This is a genomic window from Nocardia donostiensis (assembly GCF_002081715.1).
Taxonomy (GTDB): Bacteria; Actinomycetota; Actinomycetes; order Mycobacteriales; family Mycobacteriaceae; genus Nocardia; species Nocardia donostiensis.
On the sequence record NZ_MUKP01000001.1, the window covers coordinates 99,954 to 119,131 of the forward strand.

Consider the following 19,178-nt stretch of genomic DNA (forward strand, 5'->3'; position numbering starts at 1 on the left):
GTCAGCTGGCTGCGGGCATTGCGGGCGGTTTCCCGAATCCGCCTGCGGCGGCCCGCCCTGCGAATTCCAGGATCATCGGGCGGTTGTCGTCGGCCCGCCAGGCGACGGCCAGTTCGCATGGCGCGAGCCCGGTTACCGGGCGCGCAGTCAAACCGGGCCACCGGTACATCGGCACGTTGCTCTCGGCGAGCAAGCACACTCCGAGCCCGAGGCCGACGGCTTCCAGCCGGTCCTCCGGGGTGGCGGCTTCGGCGCCGATCTTGGCGGATCGCCCGCGCCTGGCGTCGTTACCGAGCCAGAAATCGCGCATGGCGCCCGCTTCGGCGGGCAGCGCGATGAACGGTTCGTCGGTCAGGTCGGCGAAGTCGATGGTGTCCTGGCCGGCGCGGGGATGGGTTTCGGGTAGCAGCACCCAGCGCGGTTCGGTACGCAGCACCTGCCATCGGTAGCGGTTCGGGTCGGTGAGCGGTAGCCAGACCAGCGCCAGATCGGCCTGTCTGCTGGCCAATCCGCTGGACGGGTCGGACCAGGAGGCCGCGTGCAGTGCGAGCCGGTAGCCGCTCGCGCTTTCCAGATCGTTGAGCAGGCCGCGTCCGAGCGTCGATTCGATACCGACGCGGAGCACCTCGCCCGCCTCCTGGAGCGTGACGTTCGTGGTTTCCCAGAGCTCGAGGATCTTGCGGGCGCCTTCGAGTAGTTCCTTGCCCGCGACGGTGAGGGCGACGCTGCGCTGGTTGCGATCGAACAGGACCACGTCGAGCTGGCGTTCCAGTTGCCGGATCTGGCGCGACAGCGTGGGTTGGGCGATGTGCAGCCGCTGGGCGGCGTTGGTGAAATGCAGTTCCTCAGCGACGGCGACGAAATACCGCAGGTCGCGCAAATGCGGGTCCATAGCCCCTTGCTATCAGAATCGTTCCTGATTTTCCAGCCGTTATCTGGCCGGAAAGTTTGGATATGGGAACCGAAACAGTCGGTTGGTTTGTTAGAGACAGCATATTCCCTGTCGTGGTGGCGTGCACCATAGAGCCCTTGTTGCGGCCTGGGCGCGCCTGCCCTGCAACTGATGCCGGACCGCGAGGCAGGTCTTCACCAGCGAAGACGCCATCAGGCCCGGATCGCCCCCGACCTCGCAGGTACGCGGGGGAGGGCCTCGGGATACGGCACTGCCGACCGACGGCTCGTAGTGGAGATCGATGCCGAATAAAGAATTTCGTGATCTTCGCCACAGGAAGGGTTCAAGCGTGGCGAAGCAGCGGAATCGGAATGGACACGAAAACGCCGCGGTTCGCTCCCCATCGGACGAACCGCGGCGCTTTGACCCCGCAACCGGAGCTTGCTCAGTCTTTCCTGACTCGTTCCTCGTACGCCTTGCGCTTCTCGACATCCACATCATCGAGGAACGCCCGCCCCGACCCCAGCGACCGGGCGAGCGCATCGCCAACCGCCTCCGGCAGCGCGTTCACGACCTGCGCGATGATGCCGGCCACCATTGTCACCCGCACCTTCGGCTTCGGCGCGCAGATCAACCCGACGATGGCTTCGGCGATCTCTTCCGGTTCGGCAGGCCGCATGATCTTGGGTGTGGTGACCCCCGAACCCAATTCGGTGTTGGTCAGCGTAGGCAGTACCGACGAGAAGCTGACTCCCGAACCGCGGTACTCCTCGCGCAGGGTATCGGTGAACCCGAGCACCGCGTGCTTGCTGGCGTTGTACGTGGCAAGGCCGGGGATATGGGATTCTCCGGCCAGCGAGGCGATATTGATGATGTGGCCGCTGCGGCGCAGCAGCATCCGCGTCAACGCCAGCTTGGATCCGAGGATCACCCCGTAGACGTTGATATCCAGGATGCGGTGGGTGATCTGATCGGGTTCGTCGACGAACTTGCCGGTCGGCATGATGCCCGCATTGTTGATCAGCACGTCGATCGGCCCGAGGGTGCGTTCCACCTCGTCCAAAAAGCCGGTGAACGACACCGGGTCGGTAACGTCGAGTACCCCGTAATGGTCGAGATCCCGGGCGCTGCCGGACTCTTCGACTGCTTTCTTGTCGATATCGCCGATAGCGACCTTGGCCCCGAGCGATTTCAGGGCCGTCGCGGTGGCCAGCCCGATGCCGCGGGCGCCACCGGTGATCACCACGACCTTGCCGCGAATCTTCGTCACCGCGCTCACTTGTCACCTCCACGAAGCCGCATCAGGGCGGGAATGTCGATGCGGCGCATACCGCGTGCCGCCGCGGCGCGCATCGCACCGAGCGCGACGAGCAGCTTCGGCATCTGGTACGGGTACCAGGTCAATTCCTTGGTCTGTGTGGGCAGTATCGGCTTCGTGATCGCCTGCACCCGGCAGTATTTGCGCACCCCGTCCGCACCGCCCCAGCGGGCGCCGACCCCGGAGTTGCCCCAGCCGCCCATCGGCAGCGCGAAGCTGAACAGGTTCGCGAAAACATCGTTGATGTTCACCGCGCCCGCATCGAGCCTGCGCGCGATCCGCTCGCCGCGCTCTTTGTCGCCGGTCCACACCGACGCCGAAAGTCCGTAACTGGAATCGTTGGCCAGCCGGATCGCCTCCGCCTCGTCGGCGACCTTGATCACCGGCAGGGTCGGGCCGAAGGTCTCCTCCGTCACGCAGGACATGCTGTGGTCGACGTCGACCAGTACCGTCGGCTCGAACAAAGTGCCGACTCCGGTGCGTTTACCGCCGGTTAACACCCGCGCGCCCGCCGCGACCGCCTCGTCGATATGCCGCTGCACGATATTCACCTGGGCTTCGGTGGCCATCGCGCCGATATCGTGTTTCGGGGTGCGGTCGTCGATACCCTGGCGCAGCGCCTTGACGTTCTCGGTCAGTGCGGCCACGAATTCGTCGTATACCGGCGCCTCCACGTAAACCCGCTCTACCGAGATGCAGAGCTGACCGGAGTTGAACATGCCGCCGAAGGTGATGCCGTGCGCCGCACGCTCGATATCAGCGTCGGCCAGCACGATCGCCGGGTCTTTACCGCCCAGCTCCAGGCTGTAGGGGACCATCCGCTCCACGCAGGCCGCGGCGATCCTGCGGCCGGTGGCGGTGGAGCCGGTGAACTGGATGTAGTCGGCGTTGTCCACCACTGCCGCACCGGTCGCACCCGCGCCGGTGGCCACCGTGAACACCGGCGGCGCACCGATCTCGGCCCAGCCGCGCGCCAGTTCCAGCGCCGACAGCGGAGTCACCTCCGACGGTTTCAGGATCACCGCCGCGCCTGCGGCCAGCGCCGGGATCACGTCGAGGACCGGCATGGCCAGCGGGAAGTTCCACGGGGTGATCACGCCGACCACGGGGTAGGGCCGGTACACGGTGGTGAGCTTCTTGACCCGGGCCAGCGGGCTATGCGGCGCAGGATGGTCGTCGGCGAGGAATTTCCCGGCACGCCGGGCGTAGTAACCGATCAGATCGGTGGAAAAGGTCGGATCGATCAGGGCGTCGACGCGCGGTTTACCGGTCTCCGACTGCAGCACATCGGCGAGATGCTCGGTGTTGTCGATAATCCAGTCCTGCAGCTTCAGCAGCCATTCCTTACGGCCGTCCGGGCCTATGGCTTCCCATTCCGGCTGATACAGCCGCAGTTCCCGCACCTTGGCAGCGACGGTCTCGGCGGATTCGTCCGCTACCGTGCCGACAACGGCGCCGGTGGCCGGGTTGTGTACCGACAGCTGGGGTGGTTGCTCGCCTGCCTGCTGAGTGGCTCGCCCCCGCTTCTTCGCGCGGGCCGGTTCGGTATTGGTCACTGCTGTTCTCCCACTGTGTCGTGCTGTGCACCGCGGATGAGGCTGTGAAACAGCTCACTGGCCTATGATCGTGACACAATTACGGCCGAGTTTCTTGGCCCGATTGCTCAATGCAGGTCATGTTCTTTGTTCTCTGGAAACAATCCGGTAGGAGGTGGCCGATGGCGGAACCGAGCGTCGGGCAACCGCTCGGCCCGTGGCCGAAGCAGCAGCCGAGCAATGAGGTCGTGCGCGACTGGCTGGCCGAATATGTCTACGAGACGATGCGCACCGAGGCGCTGGAATCGGTGGTGCAGCGGCTGGACAACGCCATCATCGCGAAGCTGCCCGAACTCGGCGACCGGGATATCCGCCGCGACCTCGCCGCCAGCACCCGAGCACATGCGCGCACGATGCTGGCCGGAATCACCAGCGACACCATCGACCCGACCGTCCCCGCAGAAGCGCACGCCTTCGCCCGCACCGTGGCCAGGCGCGGATTCGAACTACGTTTGTTGCTACGCACCTACCACGTGGGGTTGGAGGCAGTTCTCGACTATATGGCCGAGGCCGTGGACGCCCGGCAGCCGCCCTCCGAGATCGAGCGGGCAGTGCTGCTCCGGTTGTTCGACCGGTCCACCAAATGGATCGGCAACTCCGTGGAAACACTCACCGACACCTATATGGAGGAACGCGAACGAGTACTGCGCGCCGCGCTGAACCGGCGCACCGAAACGGTGCGCGCCCTGCTGGCCGGGGACGAGGTGGATATCGAGCAGGCCTCGCTGCGGCTGGGCTACCGGCTAGCGCAAACACATCTGGCGATGGTGCTGTGGACCGATGAATCCGGCGACGGCGCCACCATCCGCGCCGACAGCGCCGACGGGGGAACCATCGGGCTGCTGGATCGGGTGGCGTCCCGGCTGGCCGCCGAGTTCGGCAGCGGCGCTGCGCTGACCGTCGCTTCCGGGGCCAGCGGTATGTGGGCTTGGATCGAATCAGGCACGGGCCGGCCGATCGGACCGGATGTCCAGAAGGCAACGGCCCTGGTCGAGGCGCCGGTGCGGGTGGCGTTCGGTATGCCGGGTGAGCGGGTCGACGGTTTCCGGCGCAGTCACCGCGAGGCAATGGCGGCGCGTCAGGTCGCCGAGCGCGGCGCAGGGGAGCGGGCGCGGGTGACGGTGTACGGCGATGTGGAAATCGCCTATCTGGCAGGCGCCGACGAATCGGCGATGCGCGGGCTGATCGAACGGGAACTGGGCGCACTGGCAGGGACGGACGCAGGTAGCGCCCGGTTACGCGAAACATTGCACGCCTACCTGCGCTGTCAACGCAGCCCGGAAGCCACCGCGCGACTGCTCGGCGTCCATAAGAACACCGTGCGCTACCGGATCCAGCGCATCGAGGAACTGCTCGGCCACCCGGTGGGGCAGCGTGCTTTACCGCTGGAGATCGCCCTGGCCTGCGTCGCCGCCTACGGTGCGACGGCCCTGCCCTGAACTACGATCACTGCGCTTCGCGTGCGGCGATCCGGCGTAGCGGCGGTTCGGTGGCCGGCGGCACCCGGCGATCCGGCAGTTCGGCCAGCAGCGTGGTGGTGGCCGCGGCGATAGCGGCAACAGCCTTGTCGACTGCTGGTTTGGTGGTGGAGCTCAAACCGGTCAAGCCACCGACTTTGCGCACGTACTGCAAGGCGGCGGCATAGATTTCCTGCTCGGTCGCGGCAGGTTCCAGCCCACGCAAAACGGTGATGTTTCTACACATGGATGCACACTAGCTCCAGATCAGCCTGCATGGCAGGCGGAATCGGACAATGTGAAAATCCGATACCCACAATTCTGGTGACCGGCAAACGTGCATCGCGGGACGCGCACACACCTAGACTCGCGATATGGCTGCGCGCGGTTTGCCCACGTTGACACCGTTTCCCTACCCGGATCTCGACAAGCGCGAGGAAGATCACTGGGCGGGAACCCAGATCACCGACGACCAGTTGCGCGCGCTCGCGCTCGGCGGGTTCTATTCGGCGCGCTGGGACGCCTACCACGACGACCTGCTACTCGGACCGGAACGCGAACACCCGCTGGGCGATCGCAAGGAACTTGCCATCGACACCCTCACCGGCGCCTGGGGTATCACCGACGGCACGGAGGCGCGTGCCTCAATGGAACAGCTGCTGGAAGGTATGCACGCCCCGCTCTACGCACTGGTGCATCCCCTGGTGACCGCCTCGCTCAACGCCACCGAACGTGATCGGTTCGGTGAGCGCGCCGATCGACACCGGGCGTTCCTGCGGCAGGTGGCCACTTTCCGTGGCCTGGACAACTCCGAGGCGCTGGTGCGCGACTACGATATCTGGTCCCAGGCGATCAAGATCGGCTTCACCGATCATCTGTCCCGGCCGCTGCCCAGCGATATCCACGCGTGGGATCTGGCCCGGGTCGTCGCAGTAGCCAGGATGGCCTACACCGCGGGCTATGTGGATGCCGACACCGCCTGGGGCTATCTGGCTCGCGCGCTACCGCTGGCCCAGCGCAAGTACCGGAACTGGCGGCAGTTCGGCGACGCCTACCTCACCGGCTGGACATACTGGCAGGCAGGCGAAGATCTGGCCGAACTGAAGAACGGCGGTGTCGACCGGCGGATGGAACTGCTGCGCCTGTGGACGCGCCCGACCAGCCCGTGGCGCCGGATCGGTTTGAACGCCGACACCGACTGAAACGCCCGCAGTGCCCGCGCAAGTCGTCCTGGCCTGCGTTCACACCCGGGGCAGTGAACGCAGAATACCGCGGCCGTACCGCTGGAACTGCGAATCGTCCACCATCCCGAGTGAATGCCGTTCCACCAGCAGCTCCCATTCCGCGTACAGCTGGGCGACGCTCGGATCGGCCGGACCTGCCGAGCCGTCGGCCGAAACCAGCCGCACCACGAAGTTCACCGCATAGGCGATGCGATCAGCATCGGTGCGTTCCGGACTGGTGAAGCGCAGGGCGGCATTGCCGTCGTGTACTTCGATCGCGCTTTCGCCAGGCGACGCGGCGATCTGACCAGGGCCGGGACCGGTGTCGTCGGTGGCGCGCGCCCACATCACCGCGGGGATCGGCAGTTCATGGGCGTAGCGTGCGCCGTCACCGATCGACACGAACAGCAACCGCTGGGTGGTCACGGCGAGCAGGCCGGTGCCGTGACCGGCAGGTGGATGCGCGACGACGACCGCCGTTTCCAGCACGTACTCCTCGCCGGTGACATAGCGGTGCAGGTCGGCGACGGCCGATTCGGCCTCTGGATGCGGGGTCATCCGGCGCGCTGCACGCTGTACATCGGCGCGGACCGGGCCGTCCTCGGTTTCCTGCGGTGGCGGCGGGGTCAGGTCAGGGGCGGCGACGTCGATGCGCTGGGAGGCCAGGATCTGATCGTTGATCCGGGATACGATCTCGGCCGCGGCGGGCACGTCGTGTTCGGCGATCAGCACCGGCAGCGGGGTGCGGTCTGCGGGCACCCCGGTGAGGACCGGGGTGGGGTAGCGCAGATAGATCTCGATGACAACGGCGTCGTCGGCGCGCCTGCTCAGCCGCACCTCGAGCACATCGGTCACCGCGACGTCGAGTACGCGCTCGCCGTCGCTGTCGTTGTCGGGTTCACCGTCGGGGCCCGGTCGTAGGACGATCAGTCGCCCCTGACCGTGACGCACTATGGCTGTGGGTGTCCGTAGCTCGACTATGTCCTTACCCCCTGCGCTCGTGTTGTGCCCTCGATCACGTTGTGTCTTACGTGCCATGATTGTCATCACTGGAAGCGAGTCGGTGGACGACTTCGGGAACCGCTGTCGTTCTCCGGCCGTTTACCTATTGAACTGCCATCACCTGCCGAACTCCTTGTTCGATGTAAACGAGAAGCGCGATGTAACGAGTAGACCGTACGCGGTAACGTGGCATGTCCGCATCCGAATCCGCTCATAGGGCGGGAACCGCCAGCGGTGCGGCAGACACAGCCAGACACGACCGACCCGACACATCGCTAGGTAGAACACCGCTAGATACAACGCGGAGATACCGAAAGGACTGGCCGCCCGGCCGACGCTCTATGAACCGCAAGACAGTGTTTCGCACCCTGGCGATAATCGCGGGCATCTTGCTCGTGATCTATCTGTTCAGCTACTTCGGCAACGACACGCGGGGCTGGAAGAGCGTCGACACCTCGGTGGCCCTGAGTCAGCTCGAGGACAAGGCCAACGTCGAGAACGTTCAGATCGATGATCGCGAGCAGCAGCTGCGCATCGAGCTGAAGAACGGCAACGAGGCCACCGAGGGTCAGTCCAAGATCATCGCCAAGTACCCGGGCGGCAGCGACACCTCCGCGCAGATCTTCCAGGCGGTCCAGGACTCCGGCGCGCCGTACAACACGGTGGTCAAACAGGAGAGCTGGCTCACCCAGATCCTGCTGTTCGTGTTGCCGATGATCATCCTGCTCGGCCTGTTCATCTTCGTGATGTCGCGGATGCAGGGCGGGGGCCGCGGCGGCATGATGGGCTTCGGTAAATCCAAGGCCAAACAGCTGACCAAGGATATGCCCAAAACCACGTTCTCCGATGTGGCGGGCGCCGATGAGGCCGTGGAAGAGCTGTACGAGATCAAGGACTTCCTGCAGAGCCCGGTCCGCTACCAGGCCCTCGGCGCCAAGATCCCCAAGGGTGTGCTGCTCTACGGCCCGCCCGGTACCGGTAAAACCCTGCTGGCGCGCGCCGTCGCGGGTGAGGCGGGCGTACCGTTCTTCACCATCTCCGGTTCGGACTTCGTGGAGATGTTCGTCGGTGTCGGCGCCTCCCGGGTGCGCGACCTGTTCGAACAGGCCAAGCAGAACAGCCCCTGCATTATTTTCGTCGACGAGATCGACGCGGTCGGCCGCCAGCGCGGCGCAGGTCTCGGCGGCGGCCACGACGAACGCGAGCAGACGCTGAACCAGCTGCTGGTCGAAATGGACGGGTTCGGCGATCGCACCGGCATCATCCTGATCGCCGCGACCAACCGGCCCGACATCCTGGACCCGGCGCTGCTGCGCCCCGGCCGGTTCGACCGCCAAATCCCGGTCAGCAACCCCGACCTGGCCGGCCGCCGCGCCATCCTGCGGGTGCATTCGCAGGGCAAGCCGATCTCGCCCGAAGCCGATCTGGACGGTCTGGCCAAACGCACCGTCGGTATGTCCGGCGCCGATCTGGCCAATGTGATCAACGAGGCCGCGCTGCTCACCGCACGCGAGAACGGCACGATGATCACCGGCGAGGCGCTGGAGGAATCGGTCGACCGCGTTATCGGCGGCCCGCGTCGCAAGAGCCGCATCATCAGCGAGCACGAGAAGAAGATCACCGCCTACCACGAGGGCGGCCATACCCTCGCAGCCTGGGCGATGCCCGATATCGAGCCCGTGTACAAGGTCACCATCCTGGCCCGCGGCCGCACCGGCGGTCACGCCATGACCGTGCCCGAGGACGACAAGGGCCTGATGACCCGGTCGGAGATGATCGCGCGACTGGTCATGGCGATGGGTGGCCGCGCCGCCGAGGAACTGGTGTTCCACGAGCCGACCACCGGCGCGTCCTCCGATATCGACCAGGCCACCAAGATCGCCAGGGCGATGGTGACCGAATACGGTATGAGCTCGCGGCTCGGCGCGGTCCGATACGGCCAGGAGCACGGCGATCCGTTCCTCGGTCGTTCGATGGGTTCGGGCGCGGACTACTCGCACGAGGTCGCGGGGGCCATCGACGAGGAGGTGCGCAACCTGATCGAGGCTGCGCACACCGAGGCGTGGGCGATCCTGAACGACTACCGCGATGTGCTCGACGATCTGGCGACCGCGCTGCTGGAGCGCGAGACGCTGCACCGCAAGGAACTGGAAACGATCCTGACGTCGGTGCAGAAGCGGCCCCGGATCACCGCCTTCAACGATTTCGGCGATCGAGTCCCCTCGGACAAGCCGCCGGTGAAGACCCCGGGCGAACTGGCCGCTGAACGTGGCGAACCCTGGCCGCCGGAACCGGTCGAACAGCCGGTGCCCGCGCCGCGGGAACCGGCACCGGCCAACGGTTACCCGCAGCCGGTCGGCCATCAGAGTGGGCGACCCCAGCCTGGTCACGGGCAGCCGCCTGCCGGTTACCCGATGCCACCCGCGTATCCCCGGCAGGGGACCACCCAGGGTTCCCGGCCTGATTACGGTGCTCCGGCCGGCTGGTCGGCGCCCGGCTGGCCGCCCCGCGAAGAGCCGCAGCAGGCAGGCGTCGAGCGTGGCTACGGCCGTCCTGCCCCCGGCGAGCCCCGACCCGGCTACCAGCAGCCCGACCCTGGTTACGACCGCGGCTACGACGATCGTGGTTATGGCGACCGCGGCTATGGCGGCTACGGGGACGACGGCGCGGGCGAGGGCGACAACCGCGAATGGGACGGACCGACCGGTAGGCGCTGACCAGCGCCGATTACGCTCGATCCGGGTCGGTGCCAGGCGGGTTGCCTGGCCCGAGATGTGGAGGTGTCCTCGATTGTCGGCAAATAACCAGAGCAACGGACGGACGGCGCAAGCGGCTATAACGCCCGCCATCCCCGATATCGCAGCCGAGCTGGGGGAGGGCGAAACCTCCGAAGGCCTGGTGGCGCAGCACACCGGGAAACCGTTCGATCGGGTACGCGCCGAAGCCGCGGTACGGGAACTGCTGATCGCCGTCGGTGAGGACCCCGACCGGCCGGGCCTGATCGATACCCCGGCCCGGGTCGCCAGGGCCTACCAGGAGATGTTCGCCGGACTCTACGTGGAACCGGACAGGGTGCTCGACACCACCTTCGACGAAGGGCATCAGGAACTGGTGCTGGTCCGCGATATCCCGCTGTACTCGACCTGCGAACACCATCTGGTGTCGTTCCACGGCGTCGCGCACGTCGGCTACATCCCGGGCCAGAGCGGCCGCGTCACCGGCCTGTCCAAGCTGGCCAGGCTGGTCGACCTGTACGCCAAACGTCCCCAGGTGCAGGAGCGGCTGACCAGCCAGATCGCCGATGCGGTGATGCGCAAACTGGAGCCGCGCGGCGCGATCGTCGTCGTCGAGGCCGAACACCTGTGCATGGCCATGCGCGGTATCCGCAAACCCGGTGCGAGCACCACCACTTCCGCGGTGCGCGGACTACTGCAGACCAGCGCGGCTTCCCGTTCGGAGGCCCTCGAACTGATCTTGCGCAAGTGAGCGCGCAGGACGCACGCGCTACACGCCCCGATGGCGCGGGGGCTGCTACTCAACGGCCGGGTCTCGTTGCCCGCGGCGGGCGTTCCTGCGTGGTGATGGGGGTGGTGAACGTCACCGGTGATTCGTTTTCCGATGGCGGGCGCTACCTGGACCCGGACCTGGCGATCGGGCACGGTATCCAGCTGTATCAGGAGGGGGCCGACATCATCGACGTCGGTGGGGAATCGACCCGGCCCGGTGCGGTCCGGATCGACCCGGACACCGAGATCGCCCGCGTGGTCCCTGTCATCCGCGGGCTGGTGGCCGCCGGCGTGCCGACCAGCGTCGACACCATGCGCGCCCGAGTCGCCGAGGCTGCGGTAGCGGCCGGAGTTTCGGTGATCAACGATGTTTCCGGCGGGCGCGCCGACACCGATATGGTGCGGGTCGTCGCCGACAGCGATATTCCGTGGATCCTGATGCACTGGCGGGCGAGCACCGGCTACCGCCACACCGGGCCCGCCGACCACTATGACGATGTGGTCGCCGAGGTGCGTGGCGAACTCGGTACCCAGGTGCAGCACGCGGTCGCGGCCGGTATCGACCCGGCACGCCTGATCCTCGATCCCGGTCTGGGTTTCGCCAAGAACGCCGGGCACAACTGGGCGCTACTGGCCGCGCTACCCGAATTCGTCACAGACGGTCTGCCGATCCTGATCGGCGCGTCCCGTAAACGTTTCCTCGGTACCCTGCTCGCCGACGACAGCGGTCCCCGTCCCCCGGACGGCCGAGAAACCGCCACGGCGACTATTTCGGCACTCGCCGCACTGCACGGCGCCTGGGGGGTACGTGTGCACGATGTGCGCGGCTCGCTCGACGCCATCGCGGTCACCGATGCCTGGATGGGCGCGGCCCGACGGACAGGAGCGACACGGTGAGTACGGTGCGGCGCGGTGTGGACCGGATCGAATTGCGCGGACTGCGCGCATTCGGGCATCACGGTGTTTTCGAGCACGAACGTCGCGATGGCCAGCAGTTCGTCGTCGATATGACGCTGAGCCTGGATTTCAGCGAAGCGGCCGCCACCGACGACCTGGCCGCGACCGTGGACTACGGGCAGCTCGCCGATCTCGCGGTGCGGATCGTGCAGGGGCCGCCGCGCGATCTGATCGAAACGGTGGCCGTCGAGATCGCCGACGCGGTGATGGCCGACCCCCGGGTCGACGCTGTCGAGGTGGTGCTGCACAAACCGTCTGCGCCGATCCCACACAGTTTTGCCGACGTCAGGGTGGTCACCAGCAGGCACCGTGAGCGAGCCGCCGAATGAGTCGCGCAGTGCTGTCCATCGGCTCGAATATGGGCGACCGGCTGGCGTTTCTGCGCAGTGTGGTCGACGGTCTGGGGTCCCGGGTGGTCGCGGTGTCGCCGGTGTATACGACCGCCCCATGGGGTGGGGTGGAGCAGGACGATTTCCTCAACGCGATTGTCGTCGCCGACGATCCGGGCTATTCCTGTCACGACTGGCTGTGCCACGGCCAGGAACTCGAACAGGCCGCGAACCGGGAACGCCTGATCCGCTGGGGCGCGCGCACCCTCGACGTCGACGTGGTGTGGTGCGCCGAACGGTCCGGGGCGCGGATGGTGGCGTGCCGCAGCGACGACCCGGTGCTGACCTTGCCGCATCCGCAGGCGCATCGCCGGGCGTTCGTGCTGATTCCGTGGCTGGACGTGATGCCGGACGCGACGCTGGACGTCGAGGGTGCCGAGCGCCCGGTGCGTGAACTGCTCGGCGGACTGGACGAGAGCGAACGCGCCGGGGTGCGGTGCACCTCGCTGTCGTTGGGCGTGCTGCCGAGTAGCGGGCACAGGGGAGTCACGCCGTGAAACTCAAACCGACCAGGGTGCGCGAGCTGTTTGCGAATGTGCTGATAGCGGCGGTGATCGCCTGGGTCGCTACCCGCCTCGCCTACGGCAGTTTCCCGCCCATCTCCAATTTCGCCGGGGCCTCGCTGTACCCGGTGGCGGCGATCGAGGTCGTGCTCGGTTTCATTATCCGCTCCCGGATCAACGATCGGCAGATCGGCGATGGGCGGCATCAGCTGCACCCGATTACCGCGGCCCGCGCAGTGGCGCTGGCGAAGGCATCGGCCCAGGTCGGCTCGCTCGCCGCTGGGGTGTGGCTGGGTTTTCTGGTCTGGGTTTTCCCGCAGCGTGGCACGTTGCGTGCGGCGGCAGCGGATTCGCCGGGCGCGTTGATCGGGCTGGGCGCGGGAGTGGCGTTGGCGGCGGCAGCTGTGTGGCTGGAATATTGCTGCCGGGCGCCGGACGACCCGACCGACGATCCGGCAACTACCTAGCTACTCCTGTCGGATCGATCACGATTTCTCGCCCTGGGCGGCCCATGTCATCCCGGCTACCCTGGCGGGCATGGTTCCACCCTCCCGTAGCAGCACTTCCCTTCGTCGACGGGAAGAAACGGGAAAGCTGTTCATCAGTACGCTGATTTTCCTCGGCTTGGTTGCCAGCATTTTCCTGATTTTCAGCGATAGCGTGCAATTCATTCGCATCGGATTGGTTGTTGCGCTGTGGGCGGCCGTAATCGGAGCGCTGACCGCGACGAAGTACCGCAAGGAAGCCGCGATCGACAAAGCCAAAGTCGGCGACTTGCAGACGGTTTACCGGCTGCAGCTGGATCGCGAGATCAGCGCTCGCCGGGAATACGAACTCGGCGTCGAGGAGCGGGTGCGCCGGGAAGTCGGCGCCGATGCCGCGGAAATGGCCGCGCTGCGCGCCGAGCTGGCCGTGCTGCGGCAGAACCTGCAACGCCTCTTCGACGGTGAACTGCCCATCGACCGCCCCGCGTTGCGTGCAGAATCCACCCGAGTGCAGCAATTGCCTAGCGGTCAGCCGACCCCGGCAACTGTTGGCTCGCCGGATGCCGGCGGCGCCATCGCGAATGCCACCGGGTGGAACGCAGCCGTCGATGCCTGGGCCGATAGTGCCGCCCGCCTGTCCCGCGCCGCCGACGGCTGGGCCGGACCGCCGCAACCGAACGCCGTCACCCCGGTCTACGACACCGACCATCCCGACCGCCCCCAGTTCGCCGGCCCGGATGATGACCCGGTCACCGCAGAAACCGCGATCATCACCGACGAAGAACTCGAGCTAGAGGCAACCAGGGCCTCCTCTTCGCCGAAGCAGCAGAAGCAAGCACGAGCCGTTGCCGACGAACCGGAAGCCGACGCCACCCCTGCGGCTACCGACTCCGCTGCGAGCGATCCCGCATCCGCCGCGCCGTCTCCTCTTCCGGCCCCGGAGTCGGCATCCGTGCAGCAAACCCCGCAGCCTGCCTCGGCAGCGCAGGCGGATTCGCCCACGCAGCCCACAGGCCGCCGAGCTGAGACGACCGCGTCGGCGGTCGGTTCGGCAGCCTCGCGCAGACGTCGGCGGGCCACAGCCGATCCCGGGACCAAACGACTGTCGGTCGCCGAGATCATGGCGAATCTGCAATCCGAACAACAGCAGCGCACGCGGTAACTGCGGTGTAGATCACTGGGGGCGACCATAGCGCCGCAGGCACCGGGGCCATATTCTCGTGGTCGTACCGTCCGGTACCCGCACGCCGGGACTGGAACGACATCGAGAGGACACTGTTGACCTCGCCAAGCGTGAGTTCTGGGGACGCGGCTTCCTGGTCCGACCCCGCGCCCGCACGACTGACGGTGGGAATCGTCTCGGCGGGACGCGTCGGTTCGGCCCTCGGCGCCGCGCTAGAGCGAGCCGGACACGTGGTGTTCGGCGTCGCCGCGATTTCCGACGCCTCGGTGCGCCGGGCGCGCACCCGGCTGCCCGAGTCGCGCATCCTGCCGGTCGAAGAAGTGGCCGCCAGCAGCGAGTTGCTGATCCTCGCCGTGCCCGATACCGAGCTGGCAGGCCTGGTCGGCGGTCTGGCTTCGGCCGAGGTGGTGCGACCGGGCACGATCGTCGCGCACACCTCGGGCGTGAACGGGATCGGAGTACTCGCCCCACTCACCGAACTCGGCGCGCTGCCGCTGGCCATCCATCCCGCGATGACCTTCACCGGGCACGACGAGGACCTGTCCCGCCTGGCCAACGCCTGTTTCGGGATCACTGCCGCCGACGAGATCGGCTACGCCATCGCCCAGTCCCTCGTTATCGAGATGGGTGGGGAACCGGTGCGGGTCGCCGAACAGAACCGGACCCTCTATCACGCCGCGCTGGCCCACGGCAGTAACCATCTGGTCACCATGATCGTCGACGCCGTCGCCGCACTCCGGGTGGCGTTGGCCGGTCCGGGCCTGCTCGGCCAGCAGATCGTCGACGACCAGCCGAACGGCCTGGCCGAACGCCTGCTCGCGCCGTTGGCGTCGGCCGCGCTGGACAATGCCCTGCGCCGCGGACAGTCCGCGTTGACCGGCCCGGTCGCCCGCGGGGACAGCGCTGCTGTCGCCGCCCACCTCGACGCGCTAGAGGCGGTCGACCCCCGGCTGTCTGCGGGCTACCGGGCGTTGGCGCTGCGCACCGCCGAGCGGGCGAATCCAGATCCCGCCCTGATCGAGCTGCTGGAGGAACGCCGATGATGGATCCGACGCTGCGCGGCGCCTACCGCCGCGGCGAACTCACCGTGCACCATGACCCGGTCGTGATCGCGGCAGCGTCGCATGCGCTGCGCGGTGTCGGCCGCACCGTTGGGCTGGTCCCCACTATGGGCGCCCTGCACGAAGGCCATCTGGAGATCGTTCGCCGCGCCAAGCGGACCAACTCGGTGGTGATCGTCTCGATCTTCGTCAACCCCCTGCAGTTCGGTGCGAACGAAGACCTCGACAGCTACCCGCGCACCCTCGATGCGGATGTCGACCTGTTGCGCGCCGAAGGTGTGGAGCTGGTGTTCGCGCCCAGCGTGTCGGATATGTATCCCGACGGCCCGCGCACCACCGTGCACCCCGGTCCCCTCGGCGCGGAACTGGAGGGCGCCTCCCGCCCGACTCATTTCGCGGGCATGCTCACCGTGGTCGCCAAGCTGCTGCAGATCACCCGTCCGCACCAGGCGTTCTTCGGTGAGAAGGACTATCAGCAGCTCACCCTCATCCGGCAGCTGGTTCGCGATCTGAACTTCGATGTCGAGATCGTGCCGGTGCCGACGGTCCGCGAATCCGATGGCCTGGCGCTGTCCTCGCGCAACCGCTACCTGGAGCCGCGGCAGCGGGAGACCGCGGCCGCGCTGTCGGCCGCGCTGGTCGCAGGCGCCCGTGCTGGCACGGCAGGGCCGGACGCCGTGCTTGCCGCGGCGCGCTCGGTGCTCGCTGCGGCCCCCGGCGTGGAACTGGACTATCTGGAACTGCGCTCCTCGGCCCTCGGCCCGGCTCCCACCTCCGGTAATGCCCGGCTGCTTGTTGCCGCGAAGGTGGGCACCACCCGGCTGATCGACAACACGGCCGTCACCTTGGGCGTTGCCCTGGACGGCCACCCGGATCCGAGTTCCCCGCCCGCCCAGGTATCGGTATAGGAAGGCGACGACGATGTTGCGCACCATGATGAAGTCGAAGATTCACCGCGCCACGGTGACCCATGCCGATCTGCACTATGTCGGTTCGGTCACCGTCGACCAGGATTTGCTCGACGCTGCCGATCTGCTCGAGGGCGAGCAGGTCTGCATCGTCGACATCGACAACGGCGCCCGCCTCGAAACCTACGTCATCGCCGGGGAACGCGGCTCCGGTGTCATCGGGATCAACGGCGCCGCAGCCCATCTGGTGCACCCTGGTGATCTGGTCATCCTCATCGCCTACGGCATGATGGACGAGCAGGAGCTCCGCGATTACGACCCCAGGGTCGTCTTCGTCGACGAGCGTAACCGCCAGGTCGAACTGGGCTCCGACCCGGCGCACGCTCCAGAAGGGTCCGGACTGCTCAGCCCCCGCGACCTGTCCTACGTCTGAGCGTCGGGGCAGGAACGGGTTCGAACATGCTGCTGACCATCGACGTCCGCACCACCAGCACCGAGGTCGGTCTGTTCTCCGGACGCGGCGCGCACGCCAAGCTGGCGCGGCACTGGCGGATGCACACCAACCCGCTGCTGACCGCCGACGAATTCGCGATGCAGTTGCGCGGCCTGGTCGGCGGGCAGCTCGACGAGGTGATGGGGGTGTGCGCGCTGTCGACGGTGCCGCCGGTGCTGCACCAGATGCGGGCGATGTGTGACCGCTATTGGCAGCATGTGCCGCAGGTGCTGGTGGAACCAGGGGTGCGCACCGGTATTCCCCTGCTGGTGGACAATCCGAAGGAAGTCGGCGCCGACCGGATCGTGAACAGCCTTGCCGCGTATCACCGCTTCCAGTCGGCGGCGGTTGTGGTGGATTTCGGTGTGTCGACCTGTGTCGACCTGGTGTCGGCCAAGGGGGAGTTCCTCGGGGGCGTGATCGCGCCCGGTGTGGAGATCGCCACCGAGGCGCTTATCGAACGCGCCGCGCTGCGCCGGGTGGAACTGGTGCGCCCGCGTTCGGTTGTCGGCAAGAACAGCGTGGAGTGCATCCAGTCCGGTGCGATCTTCGGGTTCGCGGGCCTGGTCGACGGGCTGATCGACCGGATCCGCGACGATGTGGCGGGGTTTTCGGGCGACGATATCGCGGTGGTGGCCACCGGCGCGGCCGCCCCGCTGATCATCGGCGAATCGGAGACCATCGAGCATTACGAGCCGCATCTGACCCTTACCGGGCTGCGTCTGGTCTACGAACGGAATCAGCGGCGCGTCTGACAGCTGGGCCGTGGGCTGCATTGGCTGCGGTAGCGGTACTTGCTACACTCGTCGACGTGCTTTTGCGTATGCGCGCTCTGGAGTGTTGTCGAGGCTGAACTGCCTCGACCGATCGAGGCTGAATTCTTCCCTCGACCGCTGACATACGCTGCATATTTCTGGAGACCCGCGCATGCGCTCCTCTGCTGTTTCCCTTTCTCAGGCTGCCGACCCCATTCCGGACCGGCCGATCGCGCCCGCACTGCCGACTCGATTACGGCCGGCTGATCTGCTGCGGCTGACCGATGAAGGTGCCGAAGACGTCCTCGCGGGCCGGTTCGACCATCTCCTCCCCTCCAGCGGTGTCTGGCCCAGTATGGAACGCTGGGCGACCCGGTTGCTGTCCGACGACGAGGTCGATATCTGGCTGATCAGCTGGACACCGGGTAAATCCACCGAATTGCACGACCACGCGGGTTCGCTCGGTGCGCTCACCGTGCTCAGCGGCGGTTTGGCCGAATACCGCTGGAATGGGACCGAGTTACGTCACCGCATCCTCACCGCGGGCGACCAGGCCGCGTTCCCCATCGGATGGGTGCACGACGTGATGCGCGCTCCCGACCCCCTCCCTGCTGTGCCCCTGCGATCGGCGGAGCCTTCCGTCGGTCCGCTCGAACCGACCCTCAGCGTGCACGCCTACTCGCCGCCGCTCACCGCCATGTCCTATTACGAGGTGACCGGCCACGGAAGCCTGCGACGCACCAGAACCGTTCTGACCGACCAGCCCGAAGGTGATATGTGATGGCCCCGCTGACCATCGAGCAGATGCTAGAGAACGCGCGCTCCCAACTGCGGCGGATCTACGCTTTCGAATTACCCGCGGCACTGGCCAGGGGCGCGATTCTGGTCGATATCCGGCCGCAGGCACAGCGGCGGCAGGAGGGCACGTTGCCGGGCGCGCTGGTGATAGAACGCAATGTGCTGGAGTGGCGGCTCGACCCGGCGAGTTCGGCGCGTTTGTCGCTGGCCGCCGACCACGATGTGGAATGGATCGTGCTGTGCTCGCAGGGTTATACCTCTAGCCTGGCCGCGGCATCGTTGCGGCAACTCGGGCTGCACCGCGCCACCGACCTGGTCGGCGGCTATCAGGCATTGAAAGCTGCGGGGTTGCGTAACGTCGCGGTCGGCACCTCGCACTTCGCCAGGGAAGTCGAGTCGCTCGCGTCACTGTAATTCTCACTGCAGGGTAGTAACGAATGTTACCGGCTTGCAATACTTTTCGTATATAGGGCCGTTCGGCTCGCATTCAGTGCTGCCAGCATTGGGAATGATAGAAGGCAAGCCGACGCGCTGATCGATACCGATTTGTTACTGCTCCATCTAGGATGGGCGGCCCGCAAAACACTTTTCGGCGCACGCTAGGGTAGTTCGATGTGAGCAACCCGAACCCCCCTTCGTCCGGCGGCTCCGCG

The 19,178-nt window shown here is 66.8% G+C and carries 20 protein-coding genes; 15 read left to right on the forward strand and 5 right to left on the reverse strand.

What is annotated here, in order from left to right; all coding sequences use genetic code 11:
* Position 1: 1 nt before the first annotated feature.
* The 3 genes from B0T44_RS00440 to B0T44_RS00450 form a co-directional block, all read right to left on the reverse strand.
* Positions 2–892: a LysR family transcriptional regulator gene (locus tag B0T44_RS00440; RefSeq protein ID WP_077118639.1), complete on the reverse strand. Its 891-nt coding sequence runs from the start codon at positions 890–892 to the stop codon at positions 2–4.
* A gap of 445 nt (positions 893–1,337) precedes the next feature.
* Entirely contained in the window at positions 1,338–2,171 is an 834-nt protein-coding gene (locus B0T44_RS00445; protein WP_077118637.1) for an SDR family oxidoreductase, read from the reverse strand.
* Positions 2,168–3,691, reverse strand: a complete 1,524-nt coding sequence (locus B0T44_RS00450; RefSeq protein WP_077118855.1) for an aldehyde dehydrogenase family protein — start codon at positions 3,689–3,691, stop codon at positions 2,168–2,170. The genes B0T44_RS00445 and B0T44_RS00450 overlap by 4 nt, the downstream gene beginning before the upstream one ends.
* A 236-nt stretch (positions 3,692–3,927) precedes the next feature.
* Here B0T44_RS00450 and B0T44_RS00455 point away from each other — a divergent pair, with 236 nt between their 5' ends.
* Positions 3,928–5,244, forward strand: a complete 1,317-nt coding sequence (locus tag B0T44_RS00455) for a PucR family transcriptional regulator (RefSeq protein ID WP_077118635.1) — start codon at positions 3,928–3,930, stop codon at positions 5,242–5,244.
* 7 nt (positions 5,245–5,251) lie between these two features.
* Here the strand turns inward: B0T44_RS00455 and B0T44_RS00460 are convergent, their stop codons facing one another.
* Positions 5,252–5,509 (reverse strand): DUF2277 domain-containing protein, encoded by a 258-nt coding sequence (locus tag B0T44_RS00460; protein WP_077118633.1) that lies wholly within the window; start codon positions 5,507–5,509, stop codon positions 5,252–5,254.
* A gap of 127 nt (positions 5,510–5,636) precedes the next feature.
* Between B0T44_RS00460 and B0T44_RS00465 the strand changes: the two genes are divergently transcribed.
* Positions 5,637–6,464, forward strand: a complete 828-nt coding sequence (locus tag B0T44_RS00465) for a DUF1266 domain-containing protein (RefSeq protein WP_077118631.1) — start codon at positions 5,637–5,639, stop codon at positions 6,462–6,464.
* 39 nt (positions 6,465–6,503) lie between these two features.
* Here the strand turns inward: B0T44_RS00465 and B0T44_RS00470 are convergent, their stop codons facing one another.
* A complete protein-coding gene (locus B0T44_RS00470) occupies positions 6,504–7,523 on the reverse strand; it encodes a hypothetical protein (RefSeq protein ID WP_245839377.1) in 1,020 nt (339 codons plus the stop codon).
* Between the two features lie 305 nt (positions 7,524–7,828).
* Between B0T44_RS00470 and ftsH the strand changes: the two genes are divergently transcribed.
* From ftsH to B0T44_RS00535, 13 genes are all read left to right on the forward strand, one after another.
* Complete coding sequence (gene ftsH, locus B0T44_RS00475; RefSeq protein ID WP_077118627.1) at positions 7,829–10,204, forward strand: ATP-dependent zinc metalloprotease FtsH; 2,376 nt, start codon at positions 7,829–7,831, stop codon at positions 10,202–10,204.
* A gap of 73 nt (positions 10,205–10,277) precedes the next feature.
* Positions 10,278–10,973 (forward strand): GTP cyclohydrolase I FolE, encoded by a 696-nt coding sequence (gene folE / locus B0T44_RS00480; protein WP_425436847.1) that lies wholly within the window; start codon positions 10,278–10,280, stop codon positions 10,971–10,973.
* A gap of 95 nt (positions 10,974–11,068) precedes the next feature.
* Positions 11,069–11,890: a dihydropteroate synthase gene (gene folP, locus B0T44_RS00485; RefSeq protein ID WP_077118625.1), complete on the forward strand. Its 822-nt coding sequence runs from the start codon at positions 11,069–11,071 to the stop codon at positions 11,888–11,890.
* Complete coding sequence (folB, locus tag B0T44_RS00490) at positions 11,887–12,279, forward strand: dihydroneopterin aldolase (RefSeq protein ID WP_077118623.1); 393 nt, start codon at positions 11,887–11,889, stop codon at positions 12,277–12,279. The genes folP and folB overlap by 4 nt, the downstream gene beginning before the upstream one ends.
* Positions 12,276–12,836: a 2-amino-4-hydroxy-6-hydroxymethyldihydropteridine diphosphokinase gene (folK, locus tag B0T44_RS00495; RefSeq protein WP_077118621.1), complete on the forward strand. Its 561-nt coding sequence runs from the start codon at positions 12,276–12,278 to the stop codon at positions 12,834–12,836. Before folB ends, folK begins: the two co-directional genes overlap by 4 nt.
* Entirely contained in the window at positions 12,833–13,309 is a 477-nt protein-coding gene (locus B0T44_RS00500; protein WP_077118619.1) for a DUF3180 domain-containing protein, read from the forward strand. Before folK ends, B0T44_RS00500 begins: the two co-directional genes overlap by 4 nt.
* A gap of 70 nt (positions 13,310–13,379) precedes the next feature.
* Entirely contained in the window at positions 13,380–14,489 is a 1,110-nt protein-coding gene (locus tag B0T44_RS00505; protein ID WP_217697522.1) for a DUF6779 domain-containing protein, read from the forward strand.
* 131 nt (positions 14,490–14,620) lie between these two features.
* Entirely contained in the window at positions 14,621–15,553 is a 933-nt protein-coding gene (locus B0T44_RS00510) for a Rossmann-like and DUF2520 domain-containing protein (protein WP_245839381.1), read from the forward strand.
* Entirely contained in the window at positions 15,550–16,479 is a 930-nt protein-coding gene (gene panC, locus B0T44_RS00515; RefSeq protein WP_175648067.1) for a pantoate--beta-alanine ligase, read from the forward strand. The genes B0T44_RS00510 and panC overlap by 4 nt, the downstream gene beginning before the upstream one ends.
* A gap of 13 nt (positions 16,480–16,492) precedes the next feature.
* Complete coding sequence (gene panD / locus B0T44_RS00520) at positions 16,493–16,912, forward strand: aspartate 1-decarboxylase (protein WP_077118612.1); 420 nt, start codon at positions 16,493–16,495, stop codon at positions 16,910–16,912.
* 26 nt (positions 16,913–16,938) lie between these two features.
* Entirely contained in the window at positions 16,939–17,727 is a 789-nt protein-coding gene (locus B0T44_RS00525) for a type III pantothenate kinase (protein ID WP_077118610.1), read from the forward strand.
* A gap of 172 nt (positions 17,728–17,899) precedes the next feature.
* Positions 17,900–18,508 (forward strand): cysteine dioxygenase, encoded by a 609-nt coding sequence (locus B0T44_RS00530; protein ID WP_077118607.1) that lies wholly within the window; start codon positions 17,900–17,902, stop codon positions 18,506–18,508.
* Between the two features lie 8 nt (positions 18,509–18,516).
* Positions 18,517–18,939, forward strand: a complete 423-nt coding sequence (locus B0T44_RS00535; RefSeq protein ID WP_077118848.1) for a rhodanese-like domain-containing protein — start codon at positions 18,517–18,519, stop codon at positions 18,937–18,939.
* Positions 18,940–19,178 lie beyond the last annotated feature (239 nt).

Coding starts and splice junctions, on each gene's coding strand:
- B0T44_RS00440 (WP_077118639.1), bottom strand. CDS start 892: ATGGACCCGCATTTGCGCGACCTGCGGTATTTCGTCGCCGTCGCTGAG.
- B0T44_RS00455 (WP_077118635.1), top strand. CDS start 3,928: ATGGCGGAACCGAGCGTCGGGCAACCGCTCGGCCCGTGGCCGAAGCAG.
- B0T44_RS00460 (WP_077118633.1), bottom strand. CDS start 5,509: ATGTGTAGAAACATCACCGTTTTGCGTGGGCTGGAACCTGCCGCGACC.
- B0T44_RS00465 (WP_077118631.1), top strand. CDS start 5,637: ATGGCTGCGCGCGGTTTGCCCACGTTGACACCGTTTCCCTACCCGGAT.
- B0T44_RS00470 (WP_245839377.1), bottom strand. CDS start 7,523: ATGGCACGTAAGACACAACGTGATCGAGGGCACAACACGAGCGCAGGG.
- ftsH (WP_077118627.1), top strand. CDS start 7,829: ATGAACCGCAAGACAGTGTTTCGCACCCTGGCGATAATCGCGGGCATC.
- folP (WP_077118625.1), top strand. CDS start 11,069: ATGGGGGTGGTGAACGTCACCGGTGATTCGTTTTCCGATGGCGGGCGC.
- folK (WP_077118621.1), top strand. CDS start 12,276: ATGAGTCGCGCAGTGCTGTCCATCGGCTCGAATATGGGCGACCGGCTG.
- B0T44_RS00505 (WP_217697522.1), top strand. CDS start 13,380: ATGGTTCCACCCTCCCGTAGCAGCACTTCCCTTCGTCGACGGGAAGAA.
- panC (WP_175648067.1), top strand. CDS start 15,550: ATGATGGATCCGACGCTGCGCGGCGCCTACCGCCGCGGCGAACTCACC.
- panD (WP_077118612.1), top strand. CDS start 16,493: ATGTTGCGCACCATGATGAAGTCGAAGATTCACCGCGCCACGGTGACC.
- B0T44_RS00525 (WP_077118610.1), top strand. CDS start 16,939: ATGCTGCTGACCATCGACGTCCGCACCACCAGCACCGAGGTCGGTCTG.
- B0T44_RS00530 (WP_077118607.1), top strand. CDS start 17,900: ATGCGCTCCTCTGCTGTTTCCCTTTCTCAGGCTGCCGACCCCATTCCG.